Here is a 16,186-nt window from a genome sequence, read left to right as displayed (position 1 = left end):
TTTTTTAGAATTGATTAAAAAAATTATACTTTATACATTTGATGCATGGCGTGAGCTATGATGTTAATAGAATATTTTTATTAAGAGGTGGAAGAGTGTTACAGGATGTTTATATAGTAGGAATGAATCGAATTCCTTTTGGCAAGTACCGCGGATTTTATAAGGATAAAAATGCTGTTGACTTAGGAGTGTTAGCACTTAAGGGATTATTGAAAAAGAATATTGTTCCACAAGATGAAATCGATAATATTTTAGTGGGAAATGTATTAAGCGCTGGTCTAGGGCAAAATGTTGCCCGCCAAATTGCTCTTAGATCAGGTTTGCCTGAATCTATAGTAGCGACTAGTGTAGACGATGTGTGTGGCTCAAGTTTAAAGGCGGTGCGCTTTGCTCAAGGTCAAATGCTACTAGGTGATTCTCAAATTTCAATTGTAGGTGGGGCAGAAAGTATGACAAATGCACCACTTTTACTTGATAAAAGTAAAAAGCATGATGAAAATCCAGCATATCAAGATAGTTTAATGATAGATGGAATTGGGGATGCTTATTCGAGAAAGCCGATGGGAATTACGGCTGAGGATGTAGCTGATAAATACCATATTACGCGTCAAGATATGGATGAATTTGCGCGTGATTCCCATGCCAAGGCTTATGCAGCCCAAGAGAACAACTGGTTTGAGGAAGAGTATGCACCAATTGAACTCGATGGTCATATTCTTGATCATGATGAAACCATTCGACCAGATTCTAGTTTAGAAGCATTAGGTCAATTAAAACCTGTATTTAAGGAAAATGGACGAGTTACGGCCGGCAATTCTTCACCGTTAACTGATGGCGCAAGTATGTTGTTGTTATCTAATCAACAAAAATTAGATGAATTAAATTTAACTCCATTAGCATACTTGGGTGCCTATGCAGAAATTGGCTGTGATCCTGCTTATATGGGATACGCACCATATTTTGCTATTAAAAAATTACTTACAAAAACTAATAGCACAATTGAGGATTATGATCTAATTGAAATTAATGAGGCCTTTGCAGCTCAAGCATATGCTGTAGCCCGTGATCTAAATATTCCAAAAGAAAAATTAAATATCGCTGGAGGAGCAATTAGTTTAGGACATCCGCTTGGTGCAACCGGTACGCGCTTAGTAATGAGTGCAGTAAACAGTTTGCGTAAAATTAATGGTCGAAGAGCAATTGTATCTCTATGTATTGGCGGTGGCCAAGGAATCGCATATGAAATTAGAAGAATCATCTAAAAAGAAATTTTATCAATGGTTACCGGAGGAAAGAAGAGCCTTTTTAACTGAAAAAGGAATTAAACTAAGTGAGATTGAGTCTGAAACTTTGGAAAGACTAGATAAACTTAGTGAAAATGTAATTGGTCAAGTCCGTCTTCCTCTTGGTGTGCTTCCTAAGTTAATAGTTAACGGGAAAGATTATCAAGTACCAATGGCCGTAGAAGAACCATCGGTTGTTGCAGCAGCAAACCATGCAGCTAAAATTTTTAATCAAAATGGTGGAGCAGTAGCTGATAGTAGACGAAATGGAATATATGGTCAAATTGTTTTAGAGGTAACTGATAATTTTGATTTAACTAAGTTTACTACTGAATTTCCTCAATTAATTAGCTTAGCTAATAAAAAATTCGTTAGCTTAGTCAAGCATGGTGGAGGAGTTCGTAAAATTGAAGCTTCTCAAAAAGAAAATTTAGTTTTTCTTAGAGTTTTGGTTGACCCAGCAGAAGCTATGGGAGCTAATAAAACAAATGCTATTTTAGAATTTTTAGGAAATGAATTAGAGAAGCAGCCAGATATTGAACAAACTCTGTATGCAATTTTGTCTAATTATCCTACGCAATTGACTAGTGCTAAAGTAAGTCTTTCAATTGACAGTGTAGGAGGATTAAAAGTTGCTAAAAAGATAGCTTTATTGAGTAAAATAGGACAAACTGATATTTACCGGGCAGTGACTAATAATAAAGGAATTATGAATGGTATTGATAGTGTATTAGTTGCAACTGGTAATGATTATCGTGGAGTTGAAGCAGCAACTGCTGTTTGGGCTAATAAAAATGGTGCCTATACATCTTTGAGTAAGTGGAAAATTGAAGAAGATAGACTAGTGGGGACTGTAACAGTTCCCTTAGCAATCGGTGTAGTAGGTGGCTCAATTAAGGCTCGTCGAGACGTTCAACAAAGCTTTAGTTTATTAGGTAATATATCTGCCAAGCAACTAGCAGAAGTTATTGCGACAACTGGCTTAGCAAATAACTTTTCAGCTCTTTTAGCAATTTCTACTAAGGGAATTCAAGCTGGGCATATGAAATTGCAGGCGAGAAATTTAGTAGCAACCTTAAAAGCTAGTGAAGGTGAAAAAGCAATAGTTTTAAAAAAATTGCAGGAAAGTAAAAAATATACTCAAGAAGCAGCTTTTGAATTTTTAAGCGAAATGAGAAAGGATCAAAAATAAGATGAAGGTTGGAATTGATCAAATTGGATATTTTACTCCAAATAAGTATGTTGATATGGTGGATTTAGCCCATGCTAGGAATCAAGATCCAAATAAATTTTTAATTGGGATTGGACAGAAAAAAATGAGCGTTGCAGATCCAACTCAAGATGCAGTTTCAATGGGAATTAATGCAACTCTACGCTATATCGATAAGATTGATAAATCAAAAGTAGGACTTTTGATTTTTGGTACTGAAAGTAGTGTGGATCAATCTAAATCTGGCTCTTTATTTGTAAAATCGGCATTAGGGTTAGATCCTACTGTGAGAGCTTTTGAAGTTAAGGAAGCATGTTTTGGCTTAACGGCTGGCTTAATGATTGCCCAAGATTTTGTACGACTTCATCCTGATCAAACTGCTATTGTTATCGGCAGTGATATTGCTCGCTATGGGGTTAATACTGCTGGTGAAGTTACTCAAGGAGCTGGAAGTGTTAGTTTATTAATTTCTAGTAATCCAAGAATTTTAGAATTAAATGAAGGCCATAGTGCTTATAGTGAGGATATCAATGATTTCTGGCGCCCTAACTATTCTAAAACAGCCAAGGTAGATGGAAAGTATTCTACCCAGGTTTACTTAGACTTTTTCAAACATACTTTTTCTGCTTACAAAGAACAAAAGAATCTTGAAACAAAAGATTTTGCTGCTATTGTCTACCACTTACCTTTTACTAAGATGGGATTAAAGGCAAATAGATTAGCTGTTGAGGGAACGGATGAAGAAACAAATGCCCGGTTAATGGACAGCTTTACTGCAGCTAAAGAATTGAATGCAAATGTAGGTAATATTTACACTGGATCGTTATACTTGAGTCTACTTAGTTTACTTGAAAATGGTAGGTTAAAAGCTGGAGACTTAGTCGGTCTATTTTCTTATGGTTCAGGTGCAATGGCTGAATTTTATTCCGCAAATGTAGTTGAAGGCTATGAAAAACAACTTGATAAGGTTGGAGATAAAGCTTTATTAGATAATCGAAGCAAGCTTAGTGTTGCCGAATATGAGGAAATCTTTTCTGCAGGTTTGGAAGATCCAGAAAACAATGTTGAACTTATCAGTGATGAAGAAACTGGTAGATATTATTTTGCTGGTATTCGTAATGATATCCGCCAATATCAAGTTAAATAACTTGTATTCGCTTACATAGTTGTTATAATAAGATGTGTGGAGAGGTAGAATAATATTGTAAATAGTTTTTATCTCCAGATTGTAGTGTTTTAAAGACAAGATTCTCTTAGTAAGATCAAATAGTCGTTATTCAATACAGATGCAAACAAGTGATGTTGATCAAGTCATAATATCAAACCCAGATACTGACGTTATGGCGCTAGATAGTATTTACCTCATCCACTTGAAAAAAGGTTGTAGACCAGGCAGTCTACAACCTTTTTTATAAGCACAAAAAAAGCAGTCACATCGACTGCTTAAATTAATATAATTACTTATTTTTTCTTAAAACTAGTTTGGTAACGCCTTCCCAACGTGGTGTTTGTGGCATCATATCAACCGGTTGAATTACCCTAACATCATAAGCGTCACTTAGAAGAACTAAATCTTTTGCAAGAGTAGCTGGGTTACAAGAAACATAAACAAAGGTTTCAGGCTTTACTTCAAGTAGAGTTTTAATTAACTTTTTGCTTAATCCTGTACGTGGAGGGTCGACGATTAATGCATTAATTGGAACACCTTGATTTTTTAGTTCTGGAAGTAATTTTTCTACATTTCCTTGAATATATTCCGCATTTCTTACATGATTTAAGCGGCAGTTTTCTTGAGCATCGATTACGGCTTCAGGAATAGATTCAATTCCAATAACCTGTCTTACTTGATCGCTAGCTAAGATTCCCAAAGTACCAACGCCCGCATAAGCATCGATCAAAGTTTGATCAGGAGTTAAGTCAAGATATTTAAGGGCTTCTGAGTAAAGAGTAGTAGTTTGTTCAGGGTTAAGCTGGAAAAATGCGCGTGGTGAAAGCTTAAATTTTTTACCTAGTATTTCTTCTGTAATATGTGACTTTCCGAACAATTTAATAGTTTTATTGCCCCAAACTTGAGGATTTTGCCATTGAGTTTCATTTTGGAAAACAGAAACTACATTCGGAAGTTTCATAATATGACTAGCAAGTAACTTGAGATCTTTAATTTTTTTACCAATTGTAATTAAAGTTACCTGAATTTCACCAGTAGCATTGCTTTGACGAACGGCAATGGTTTTAATTCCATCGGTATGACGTCTAAAGTCGGCAATTCGGATGTGAAGTTTATCGATTAGTTTCTTAATTTCACGTTCTACTTTTTGAGTCTCTTTTGTTTGAGTAGGCATATCAGGCAGGTCAATAAGACGACGGGAATTAGGAGCATAGAGACCAAGTTTACTCTTCCCCTTATTAAATTCAATTTGATATTGAGCTTTATTTCGATAATTCCAAGCGTTTGGTGCAGGAATTGTCTTTTTAACTTTATATTTAATATAGTCTCTTGGATGATATTTTCTAAGCGATTCTAGAATTAGGTGTTGTTTAAATTCAAGTTGTTTTGAATAAGAAAGGTGTGCGAGTTCTAATCCACCAACTGCAGGATCAACTCCTTTAGGAAAGGTAACTCTGTCAGGAGATTTTTCTTTAATTCTTACTAATTCACCTTCCAGATAGTGTGGATGGCGATCAACGATCTTAGCAACAACTGCCTCATTTGGAAGCGCACCAGGAATAAAAATAATTTTCTTTTTATAGTATCCAATACCTTCACCATTAATACCCAAGCGTTTAATAGTGATGATAATATTTTTTTCTTGTTTGTTTTTAGTAAATTTTGTCAAAATAAGGCCCTCATTTCGATTGATTCATGAAAAAAGTGTCACAATAAGCATAAGCGTTATTTTCAAGTGATACAAGTATTTAATTTATTATAATATAGAAGAAATAAAAAAATGAAGAAGGTGTAATAATGCCAATTATTACTAAGATTAGTACACAAAAGCGGAAGGGCCGCTATAATATTTTTATTGATAATGAATATGCCTTCAGTGTCAGTGAAAGAACATTAGCTGAAAAAAGACTGTTAAAAGGAACTGAACTAAGCCTTGAAGATATTGAAAAAATAAAAAAAGCTGAAGCAGATAGTCATGCGCTCCAGTTAGCTATGTCTTATTTAAGCTATCAGCCGCGTAGTGTATATGAAGTTTTAACTTATTTAAATAAGCAGGGGATTAGTCCAGAAGCTAGTCAAAGTGCTATAGAAAACTTAATAGAATTAAATTATCTTGATGATAATAATTTTGCACGCTTATTTATCCAGAATAACCTTAGAGTAGGAAAAGATGGTCCAAGATCGATTAGTAATAAATTAAAACAAAAAGGTGTAGCCAATGATATTATTCAGGATGCTCTATATGAAGTAGAAGATGAGGAATGGGTAGAAGCTGGAGTGCGATTAATACATTCAATTGGTCATCAAGTAGGAAAAATGTCATATAAAGAAATTAAGCAAAAAGCTCTAAAAAAACTACAGACACATGGTTTTAATCAAGAGTTGGGAGAACTTGTAGTTGATCAGTTAGACTTAGAAAGTACAGAAGATGATCAACTAGAGGCTTTGGAAAAACAAGGAATCAAAGCTTGGCGTCGTTATCGAAGAGATGATGACTTTAAGAGACGACAGAAAGTTAAAAGATACTTATTTCAACATGGTTTTTCGAGTGGAGAGATTGATAGTTTTTTAAGTGGTGAAGTAGTAGATTTAGAAGAAATAGATGAATATTAATTTGCTGGTATAATATCTAGTTAGGAGGCGAAGATCATGGAGATGCCTCGTGAAGGCGATTATATCGCAATACAAAGCTATAAACATAATGGTACGCTACACCGAAATTGGCGTGACACTATGGTAGTTAAAACAGAACAAAATATTATTATTGGCGTTAATGATCGGACCTTGATTACCGAAGAAGACGGTAGAAAGTGGATTAGTCGTGAACCAGCAATTGTTTATTTTCATCGTAAACTTTGGTTTAATGTGATAGCAATGCTTAGGCCAGATGGTGTTGCATACTATGCAAATTTAGCTAGTCCATTTATTTTGGACCGAGAAGCATTAAAATACATCGACTATGATTTAGATATTAAAGTTTTTCCAGATGGAGAAAAAAGACTTCTAGATGCCGATGAGTATGCTATGAACAAAAAACGCTGGCATTATAGCGAAGAGATTGATAGTATTTTGCGTAGTACTAGTTTTGAATTATTAGATTGGATTGATCAAAAGAAGGGACCATTTGCTAAGAAGTTTGTGCAAATTTGGTATGAACGCTATAACCAATTGCGTCCTGACTTAGATCGAAGCTTTTTTAAGGGGAGAGAAAATGAAGAAAGAAAAATACTCGGCACATAATTTTATTGGTAAGGTTTTTATGCCAAATCAAATTGATGAAAATAAGACATATACAGCTGCTATTCAAGAGATGGAAAATGATTCTGTATTCCAAAAGTTTATCAAAGACAATGGGTATGAAAATGAACGAGCAAGCTTGGTAGTATTTGGACCAGAAAACTTTATGTTTTGGTATGGAGTCTTAGCTGATGACAAGCAAATGCCGGTTGAAGGATTAAATAAATTTGAATTACCTACTTCAGAAATCGCAGAAATTGATACACCAGATAGCAATTTAGCTTTCTTTAGCCAACCTTTAAATTTTGTTATTCCTACTTTTTTAGATAAATTGTCAAAAGATGGCATTACGATGTATGAAAACTTAGGTGACAGTGAAAAGCCATATGTTTTAGCTAAGTTAAACTTAGAAACAAAAGAACTGGCCCAGATTTTATATCTAGATGCCAGTTCTGAAGAAAGTTCAAAATAATTATTTCTGTTTGGGGTCAATAGAAAGATTATCATATTCAATATAGGCGCCAATACATGTTGAAATTAGCATGATCAATAGGACTATCCCAACAGAATTACCAATAATAAAAGATAGTGAGAAGAATTTTCTTACTAAATCCATAGCAAGCCAGCAGAGTGCAAAGTCAACTAAACAATTACAAATAAGTAGAAATTTACGTCTACGAATACTATAAAAACGTAGAATTTGTTTAAATACGTTATTTGGTACTTCGTCAGAGACTAAATCAAGTGGACGCTGAATAGTGGCCTTAATTGCAAACATAATAATTGCACCAACTAAGGCACCAATAAAACTTCTAAAAATATCACTAGAGTGTCTAACTAGAGCATTGTAACAGATACCAATTAAGGTTAAACTGCAAAGATACGGAATTAATAGTAAAAAAGTAAAGACTAAGTAGATGTTTTGTTTTTTCATCTATAGGACCCCATTTCTTGTTCCTTATTTTATCATATATTTGCATGTGATATAATTACCGATAATTGTAGTTAAAATGGGCATTAATACATCAATAGAAAGAGAGAATTTAAAGATGAGTAGTGATCCCGGTGCGGGGGATATATTTAGCAAATTAAGAGCTAAATTTCGTGGCGAAGAAGATATTGATGGCCAACGTAAGTTAAATAAAATTTTAAATAAATTACATGAGCAAAAAGAAATTAGTGATCGCGAATATTCAATGATGGAAGGTATTCTTGAATTTGAGGAAAAAATGGCACGAGAAGTAATGGTGCCTCGAACTGATGCCTTTATGGTCGATATTAATGATAGTTTTCAAGAAAACTTAGATAAGATCTTAAAAGAACCTTATTCAAGAGTGCCTGTTTATGATGGGGATAAAGATAAGATTGTAGGCGTCATTCATATTAGAACTGTTTTACGAGAAGCTCACAAAGTTGGTTTTGATAAGCTAGATTACGATCAGGTTATGTTTAAGCCCTTATTTGCACCTGAAACTATTGAATTAGGAGAATTGTTAGTCGAGATGCAGGAGACTCAAAGACAGCTTGCGATTTTGACTGATGAGTACGGCGGTGTTGTTGGGCTCGCAACAATTGAAGATTTAATTGAAGAAATTGTCGGCGATATTGACGATGAAGTTGATAAGGCTGAGGTATTATTTTCAAAAATTGGTCCAAGAGAATATGTGATTTATGGGAAAATGCCTTTAGCTGACTTTAATGAAGAATTTGGAACTGATTTAGTAATGGAAAATGTGGATACTGTTGCTGGATATGTAATTACTAAATTAGGTCTAATTCCAGCTAAGGGAGAGAAGTTGAGCGTTAAACTTGATAACGGGATAGTTTTAACCACTAGACGAATGAAAGGCTCGCGTTTATTAACACTCCTACTAACAATTCCAGAAAAACAAGAAAAGGAAGAAGCAAAAGATTAATGACAAAGTTAACGGATGAAGTGAAAAAAAGACGTACATTTGCGATTATTTCTCACCCTGATGCGGGTAAGACTACAATCACTGAACAAATGCTCCTTTTTGGTGGAGTAATTCGAAGTGCAGGTACAGTTAAAGCACGTAAAAGTGGTCATTATGCAACTAGTGACTGGATGGCGATTGAAAAAAAGCGTGGTATTTCAGTTACTAGTTCAGTAATGCAGTTTGAATACCAGGGAAAGAGAATTAATATTCTAGATACTCCTGGACACCAAGATTTCTCTGAAGATACCTATCGTACTTTAATGGCGGTTGATGCTGCAGTAATGGTTATTGATTCTGCTAAGGGTATCGAGCCTCAAACTAAAAAGCTGTTTAAAGTTGTAAAGAAGAGAGGTATTCCGATCTTTACCTTCATGAACAAATTAGATCGGGATGGACGTGAACCGTTAGACTTAATTGCTGAATTAGAAGATTTGCTAGGTATTGAAGGGGTAGCAATGAACTGGCCAATTGGTATGGGTAAGCAATTAAAAGGATTATACGATATTGCGAACAATCGAGTTGAACTTTATCGAAAAGACGATGATGATCGTTATATGCCATTAGATGAAAATGGCAAATTATCTGAAGATGAGGCTTTAGCACAGGATAGTTTATACCAATCGACTTTAGATGATATCGACTTGCTTAAAGAAGCTGGGAATACTTTTGATAAAGATAAGATTTTAAGAGGAGATCAAACACCAGTCTTCTTTGGATCTGCTTTAACTAATTTTGGTGTAGAAACTTTCTTAGATAGTTTTGTTAATTTAGCACCTGCTCCTCAGGAACATGTGGTTAATGACGATGAAAAGCTAGCCGCAGATGATCCAGAATTCTCCGGTTTTGTCTTTAAAATTCAAGCCAATATGAATCCTAACCACCGTGATCGAATCGCTTTTGTAAGAATCGGAAGTGGTGAATTCAAGAAGGGAATTGATGTAACTTTAGCTCGAACTGGGAAGCCGGTTAGATTAAATACTGCAACTGAGTTTATGTCTAGTGAACGTGTACAGGTTTCTGATGCAGTAGCTGGAGATATAGTTGGCTTGTACGATACGGGTGATTTTCAGATTGGTGACTCAATTTATGCTGGAAAGAAGAAAATTGTCTATCCAGAGTTACCACAATTTACGCCTGAAATTTTTATGCGAGTAACTGCTAAGAATGTTATGAAACAAAAGTCATTCCATAAAGGGATGAATCAATTAGTTCAAGAAGGTGCAATTCAACTTTACCGTGGCTATTCAACTGATGATTATATTTTGGGGGCAGTTGGTCAATTACAATTTGAAGTATTCTCTTTCAGAATGAAAAATGAATACAATTCAGAAGTTGAACTCCATACGTTAGGAAACCGTGTAGCTCGTTGGATTAACCCAGATCAATTAGATCCTAAAATGTCATCATCCCGTAACTTATTGGTTAAAGATCGGGATGGCGAGCCATTGTTCTTATTTGAAAATGCATTTGCTGAGAGATGGTTTAAAGATAAGTATCCTGATGTTGAGTTGACTTCAAGATTATAAGATAGAAAAAAGCCGTGGAAAAACTCCACGGCTTTTTTGTGATTTTAACGATCACAAGTGATAGAAATGATTTTTCTACTTTTATCAACTGTTATATCATAAATTCGATCTTCATGAATTAGACGCTTAATAACAAATTCTACTTCATCTTGTCTAATAGGACGTTTATGATTTTCCATAACGATTTCAATTTTATCAGCTGTTTCGCTGTATACTACTGTGGTATTACCTAAAGAGTAAACTTTTACGAATTGACTATTAGTAGCTGCTAATTGTCTTTGGACTAAATCACGGTAGCTATTTGTAACATCAATTAAATGCATCATATTTATAACCTCGATATATAAATGTGTCTTTAAAATCCCAATTTAAGTATAACCTTTTTATAGAATTTATAAAAATAAAAATAAGAGTCACAAATTATGTGGCTCTTATTTACTCTTAAATAATTAATTTTCACTAATTACTATTTCACCGTCAACTACATCAGCTTTTAATTCTTTGGCAGCTGGATTATCTAATTTATAATCGGCTACCTTATCTTCAATTTCTTCTTGGATTGTACGACGAAGTGGACGAGCACCCATAGAAGGATCATAACCTTTTTCGACAAGAAGGTCTTTTGCTTCAGATGTAACATCAATATGTAGGCCTTGATCTTTTACCATATCATTGGTATTTGCAAGCATTAAATCAACAATCTTGATTAAGTCTTTCTTATCAAGTGCATTAAATTCAACTATATCATCAAGTCTATTTAAGAATTCAGGTTTAAAGTATTGACCTAAGCTATTCTTAAATTGTTCTTGATGACTGTTTTCAGCTGCAAAACCTACGCTAGCTTCTTTGATTCCTTGACCAGCATTAGAAGTCATGATGATAATGGTATCTTTAAATGAAACTGTGCGACCTTGCGAATCAGTTAAGCGACCATCATCGAGAATTTGCAAGAATAGGTGGAGTACATCAGGATGAGCTTTTTCAATTTCGTCAAATAAAATTAGGCTATATGGATTATGGCGTACTCTTTCTGTTAATTGACCAGCTTCTTCATAACCTACATAACCTGGTGCAGATCCGATGAGCTTAGATACGGAATATTGTTCCATATATTCACTCATATCGAACCGAATCATTGCATCTTCTGTACCAAAGATTTGCTTAGCTAATTGTTTAGCTAATTCTGTTTTACCTACACCAGTAGGTCCTACAAATAAGAATGAGCCGATTGGACGACCAGATTTGTTAAATCCAACTCGATTTCGTCTTATTGCACGAGCAACAGTTTCAACGGCTTTGTTTTGACCAATTACATTATCTTTAAGGTCAGTAGCTAAATTCTTTAATTGAGTTTCTTCTTGTTTTTGTAAGTCACCAACAGGAATATTAGTTTTCTCCTCAACGATCTTATTCATGATCTTTTCGGTGATTTTAGGTGTTTGATCAGGATCTACTTTCTGATCTTTTAATTTTTCATACTTTTCAATTTGATCACGATAGTAGGCAGCTTTTTCGTAATCCTCATTTTTTAAAGCATCTTGCTTTAAGCTTTCAGCAGCATCCAGTCTTTCTTTGATTTTTTCACTATCAACATAAGGAATAGTGAGATTCATTCTTGAACCAGCTTCGTCTAAAAGATCGATGGCTTTATCAGGTAAGAAACGATCTTGAATGTAGCGTGAAGAAAGATCTACGGCAGCTTGTATAGATTCATCAGTATAGTGAACATGGTGGTAATCTTCGTAACGCTTACGAATGCCTTGTAAAATCTTAATTGTTTCTTCAGTTGTAGGTTCTTTAACCTCTACTGGTTGGAATCTACGAGCAAGGGCAGAATCCTTTTCGATGTTTCGATATTCCTTAATAGTAGTAGCACCAATTAATTGGAAATCTCCACGAGCTAAGGCTGGTTTAATAATGTTACCAGCATCCATACCACCTTCAGCATTACCGGCACCAACTAATTCATGAATTTCGTCGATAAATAGGATAATATTATCGTTTTGTTCTAATTCTTTGATTAATTGTTGCATTCTTTGTTCAAATTGACCGCGAATTCCCGTCCCTTGAACCATTGATACCATATTTAAAGAAATGATTCTCTTGTCTTGAAGTTTAGCTGGAACTGAACCATCGACAATTTGTTGTGCTAAGCCTTCAACAACAGCGGTTTTACCAACACCGGCTTCTCCGATAAGAACAGGGTTATTTTTAGTCCGTCTGTTTAAAATTTCAATAACGCGAGCAATTTCTTTATCACGACCAATAACTGGATCAATTTTACCCTTTTTTGCTAAGTCGGTTAAATCCGTACCATACTGGTCGAGTAGAGATTTTTGACCACCATTATTTCCACCTCGACGGCCACCACCCATTTGCATACGTGGATCACGGCCTTGAGGATTATTTTGTTCATTGTTGTTATTATTTAAGGCGTTGAATAAATCATCAAAATCGCCAAAAAATGCATTATTATTCATACTATTATTTTGTCCTTGTTGATTTTTCAATTCTTGATAACATTGTTGACATAATGAAATTTCACGATCTTGCCCATTAACATTTGTATAAAGATGAATGGAAGCAGGACGTTCATGACAGTTATCGCATAGCATTAATATTTCCGCCTTTCTTACAATATTCAGGCCATATTTCTGTTTTAGCACTCTTAGTATATGAGTGCTAACTCGCTAATATCATAGTACGGATACTTACTAATTGCAAGTGGTAAGCCCAGATTTTTATAGAAAATTGATATAATAGGATGAAGAACAAAATTTTTTTATAAAGATATGAAAACTTCAAGGAGATAAGTATAAGAAATGGATTATAAAGAAATATTAGATAAAATTATCAGTGGTGAATTGAAAGAATATAGGGTTAGTCCGAAAGATGCTTTTCAATTCCAATTGGCTCTTAGAAGCTATGGAAAAAGACAGAGTATAACTGGAATTGCTCAGAGAGGTGGGGATATAATTTATACCTTATCTGATAATGAAAATTAAGTACTTTATAATGTAAACATTTACATTTGTGTTGTTTTCATTTAAAAAACATGATAACCTAATAAACGAGTGGGTATAAAACTCCCGATTATTTTTGATTTTAAAGGAGATAATTTAAAATGGAAAAACGCGAATTTCATATTATTGCTGAAACTGGTATTCATGCTCGTCCAGCTACTTTGTTGGTACAAGCTGCTTCTAAGTTTAACTCAGATATTAACTTGGAATACAACGGTAAATCAGTAAACTTGAAGTCAATCATGGGTGTTATGTCTTTAGGTGTTGGCCAAGGTGCAGATGTAACTATTACTGCTGATGGTGACGATGCTAAAGAAGCAATTGAAGCTATTGCTGACACTATGAAAAAGGAAGGTTTAGCTGAATAATGTCGAAAACTTTAAAGGGAATTGCAGCCAGCGATGGTATTGCAGTTGCACCAGCCTACCTTTTGGTAGAACCTGACCTTTCGTTTTCTAAAACCTCAGTTAGCGATGTTGATGCTGAAGTAGCTCGCTTTAAAAAAGTTGTTGAAGAATCAACTAAAGAACTTGAAAAAGTTCGTGATAAAGCTAAGGAAAGTTTAGGAGCAGAAGAAGCACAAGTTTTTGATGCTCACCTTCTATTCTTAAGTGACCCAGAATTTACTGGGGCCATTGAAACAGAAATCAAAGATCAAAAAATTAATGCTGAAGCTGCATTAGATGAAACTGCTCAAAAATTCATTACTATTTTTGAAGGTATGACTGACAATGCATATATGCAAGAACGTGCAGCTGACGTACGCGATGTTTCAAAGCGTCTTATGGCACATCTTCTTGGTAAAAAATTGCCAGATCCTGCAGCTATTGACCATGAAGTTGTAGTAGTAGCCTATGATTTAACACCAAGTGATACAGCTCAACTTAACAAGAAGTACGTTAAGGGATTTGTAACTGATGTTGGTGGTAGAACTGCTCACTCAGCAATCATGGCTCGTTCATTGGAAATTCCAGCTGTTGTTGGTACTGAAACGATTACTAAAGATGTTAAAGATGGCGATATGCTTATTGCCGATGGTTTAGACGGCGATGCTATCATTAATCCAACTGATGCTCAAATCGAAGAATACACTAAGAAAGGTGAAGCCTTCGCTAAGCAAAAGGAAGAATGGAAGAAGCTAAAGAATGAACCATCTGTAACTGCAAATGGTAAGAAGTTCATTATCGCTGCTAATATCGGTACTCCTAATGATATGAAGGGTGTAAAAGAAAACGGTGCTGAAGCAATTGGTTTGTACAGAACTGAATTCTTATACATGGATTCAAAAGACTTCCCATCCGAAGAAGCTCAATTTGATGCTTACAAGAAAGTTATCGAAGACATGGATGGTAAGCAAACTATCATTAGAACTTGTGATATTGGTGGAGACAAGCACTTAGATTACTGGGATCTTCCAGAAGAAATGAACCCATTCTTAGGTGTTCGTGCTATTCGTCTTTCAATGCAATACAAGGATATCTTTAGAACCCAATTAAGAGCTTTACTTCGTGCCTCTGCATATGGTCCATTAGGAATTATGTTCCCAATGATTGGTACTTTGGCAGAATTACGTGAAGCAAAGCAAATCTTAGCTGAAGAAAAAGATAAACTTGCCAAAGAAGGCGTTAAGATCGGTGACGACTTACAAGTTGGTATGATGATCGAAGTTCCAGCTGCTGCTGTATTAGCTGATCAATTTGCTAAAGAAGTTGATTTCTTCTCAATTGGAACTAACGACTTAATCCAATATACTATGGCTGCTGATCGTGGTAATGATAACGTTTCTTATCTTTACCAACCATACAACCCATCTGTTTTACGTTTGATTAAGCACACTATTGATGGTGCTCATGAAAACGGTATTTGGTGTGGTATGTGTGGTGAAGCTGCCGGTGATGACATTATGTTCCCAATCCTTTTGTCAATGGGACTTGATGAATACTCAATGAGTGCAACTTCAATCTTACGTATCAGAAGTTTGATGAAGAAGATCAATACTGAAGATATTAAAGAATTAGCAAATAAAGCTTGTTTTGTTTCAGAAACTGCTGATGAAAACAAGAAATTAGTTGAAGAAACTATGAAGAAACTTAATATTCTTGATTAGAAAAAAGAGTACTTTTAGTACTCTTTTTTGTTTTTTTGTTGGAACTTCACACAAACTTCAATATTTGCTGCTAAAGTATATTATGTAAGCTAATAAAAGAAATATGATTACAACTTATAAAAGACAAGTATTTGTGATACAATATCTTATGTAAGTGAAACAGTAGTTATTTTTCTACACGCAAAGGAGTGTGGAGTTAAGTGTTAAATTTATATACATCACCAAGTTGTACTTCATGTCGTAAAGCTAAAGCATGGTTGAAGGAACACGATATTTCATTTAAGGAAAGAAATATTTTCGCCAATCCACTAAATAAAGAGGAAATCATGCAAGTTTTACGAATGACTGAAAACGGCACAGAAGAAATTATTTCTACTCGTTCCCGTACTTTCCAAAACTTAAAGATTAATTTAGATGATTTATCAATTGATCAACTAATTGATCTTGTTGAAAAGAATCCTAGCCTATTAAGACGTCCAATCATTATGGATGATAGACGTTTACAGGTAGGCTACAACGAAGATGAAATTAGAAGATTTCTTCCTCGTAAAGTTCGTCGCTTAGAACTTGAAGAGATCCAAGCAATGACTGCTGATTTTTAATTAAAAATTGTAAAAACGTTAGCTTTTTTTAAGCTAGCGTTTTTATATGAGTAGGAAAATAGGTTACAATGT

At 34.7% G+C, this 16,186-nt stretch carries 16 protein-coding genes; 12 read left to right on the top strand and 4 right to left on the bottom strand.

The features are described 5' to 3' along the window. The first annotated feature begins 95 nt into the window (after window positions 1-95). The 3 genes from GTO82_RS06860 to GTO82_RS06850 are packed head-to-tail and all read left to right on the top strand — an operon-like array spanning window position 96 to window position 3,640. Window positions 96-1,262 (top strand): thiolase family protein, encoded by a 1,167-nt coding sequence (locus GTO82_RS06860; protein ID WP_180872994.1) that lies wholly within the window; start codon window positions 96-98, stop codon window positions 1,260-1,262. After that, window positions 1,240-2,475, top strand: coding sequence for a hydroxymethylglutaryl-CoA reductase, degradative (locus GTO82_RS06855; RefSeq protein ID WP_180872993.1), 1,236 nt, complete (start codon window positions 1,240-1,242; stop codon window positions 2,473-2,475). Before GTO82_RS06860 ends, GTO82_RS06855 begins: the two co-directional genes overlap by 23 nt. Window position 2,476: 1 nt before the next feature. After that, entirely contained in the window at window positions 2,477-3,640 is a 1,164-nt protein-coding gene (locus tag GTO82_RS06850) for a hydroxymethylglutaryl-CoA synthase (protein WP_011162307.1), read from the top strand. 310 nt (window positions 3,641-3,950) lie between these two features. Here GTO82_RS06850 and rlmD read toward each other — a convergent pair whose 3' ends face one another. Then, complete coding sequence (gene rlmD / locus GTO82_RS06845) at window positions 3,951-5,330, bottom strand: 23S rRNA (uracil(1939)-C(5))-methyltransferase RlmD (RefSeq protein ID WP_180872992.1); 1,380 nt, start codon at window positions 5,328-5,330, stop codon at window positions 3,951-3,953. 128 nt (window positions 5,331-5,458) lie between these two features. Here rlmD and recX point away from each other — a divergent pair, with 128 nt between their 5' ends. Genes recX through GTO82_RS06830 form a run of 3 tightly spaced genes read left to right on the top strand, consistent with a single transcriptional unit; the run spans window position 5,459 to window position 7,370 of the window. Beyond that, window positions 5,459-6,274, top strand: a complete 816-nt coding sequence (gene recX / locus GTO82_RS06840) for a recombination regulator RecX (protein WP_180872991.1) — start codon at window positions 5,459-5,461, stop codon at window positions 6,272-6,274. A 36-nt stretch (window positions 6,275-6,310) separates the two neighbouring features. Further along, window positions 6,311-6,901, top strand: a complete 591-nt coding sequence (locus GTO82_RS06835; RefSeq protein ID WP_023599822.1) for a DUF402 domain-containing protein — start codon at window positions 6,311-6,313, stop codon at window positions 6,899-6,901. After that, a complete protein-coding gene (locus tag GTO82_RS06830; protein WP_180874129.1) occupies window positions 6,873-7,370 on the top strand; it encodes a hypothetical protein in 498 nt (165 codons plus the stop codon). The genes GTO82_RS06835 and GTO82_RS06830 overlap by 29 nt, the downstream gene beginning before the upstream one ends. Here the strand turns inward: GTO82_RS06830 and GTO82_RS06825 are convergent, their stop codons facing one another. Beyond that, complete coding sequence (locus GTO82_RS06825) at window positions 7,371-7,832, bottom strand: hypothetical protein (protein ID WP_180872990.1); 462 nt, start codon at window positions 7,830-7,832, stop codon at window positions 7,371-7,373. Between the two features lie 115 nt (window positions 7,833-7,947). Between GTO82_RS06825 and GTO82_RS06820 the strand changes: the two genes are divergently transcribed. Continuing rightward, window positions 7,948-8,814, top strand: coding sequence for a hemolysin family protein (locus tag GTO82_RS06820; RefSeq protein ID WP_180872989.1), 867 nt, complete (start codon window positions 7,948-7,950; stop codon window positions 8,812-8,814). After that, window positions 8,814-10,382 carry a peptide chain release factor 3 gene (locus GTO82_RS06815; RefSeq protein WP_180872988.1) on the top strand — a complete coding sequence of 523 codons (1,569 nt, stop codon included), beginning with the start codon at window positions 8,814-8,816 and terminating at the stop codon, window positions 10,380-10,382. Before GTO82_RS06820 ends, GTO82_RS06815 begins: the two co-directional genes overlap by 1 nt. A 44-nt stretch (window positions 10,383-10,426) precedes the next feature. On the opposite strand, the gene GTO82_RS06810 is transcribed toward GTO82_RS06815, so the two are convergent. Then, window positions 10,427-10,705, bottom strand: coding sequence for a DUF1827 family protein (locus tag GTO82_RS06810; protein ID WP_034525186.1), 279 nt, complete (start codon window positions 10,703-10,705; stop codon window positions 10,427-10,429). 126 nt (window positions 10,706-10,831) lie between these two features. Then, a complete protein-coding gene (locus GTO82_RS06805; protein ID WP_180872987.1) occupies window positions 10,832-12,997 on the bottom strand; it encodes an ATP-dependent Clp protease ATP-binding subunit in 2,166 nt (721 codons plus the stop codon). Between the two features lie 207 nt (window positions 12,998-13,204). On the opposite strand from GTO82_RS06805, the gene GTO82_RS06800 reads away from it, so the two are divergent. The 4 genes from GTO82_RS06800 (at window position 13,205) to spxA (ending at window position 16,114) form a co-directional block, all read left to right on the top strand. After that, window positions 13,205-13,387: a hypothetical protein gene (locus GTO82_RS06800; protein WP_004893811.1), complete on the top strand. Its 183-nt coding sequence runs from the start codon at window positions 13,205-13,207 to the stop codon at window positions 13,385-13,387. Window positions 13,388-13,506: 119 nt separating this feature from the next. Continuing rightward, window positions 13,507-13,773, top strand: coding sequence for a phosphocarrier protein HPr (locus GTO82_RS06795; RefSeq protein ID WP_004893814.1), 267 nt, complete (start codon window positions 13,507-13,509; stop codon window positions 13,771-13,773). Beyond that, window positions 13,773-15,512, top strand: coding sequence for a phosphoenolpyruvate--protein phosphotransferase (gene ptsP, locus GTO82_RS06790; RefSeq protein ID WP_180872986.1), 1,740 nt, complete (start codon window positions 13,773-13,775; stop codon window positions 15,510-15,512). The genes GTO82_RS06795 and ptsP overlap by 1 nt, the downstream gene beginning before the upstream one ends. Before the next feature lie 200 nt (window positions 15,513-15,712). Continuing rightward, window positions 15,713-16,114: a transcriptional regulator SpxA gene (spxA, locus tag GTO82_RS06785; RefSeq protein WP_023599818.1), complete on the top strand. Its 402-nt coding sequence runs from the start codon at window positions 15,713-15,715 to the stop codon at window positions 16,112-16,114. Window positions 16,115-16,186: the final 72 nt, after the last annotated feature.

The organism is Lactobacillus johnsonii (assembly GCF_013487865.1).
In the GTDB taxonomy this organism is placed as follows: Bacteria; Bacillota; Bacilli; order Lactobacillales; family Lactobacillaceae; genus Lactobacillus; species Lactobacillus johnsonii_A.
The sequence above is the reverse complement of the archived record's forward strand: the minus strand, read 5'-3'. Positions and strand labels throughout refer to the sequence as shown.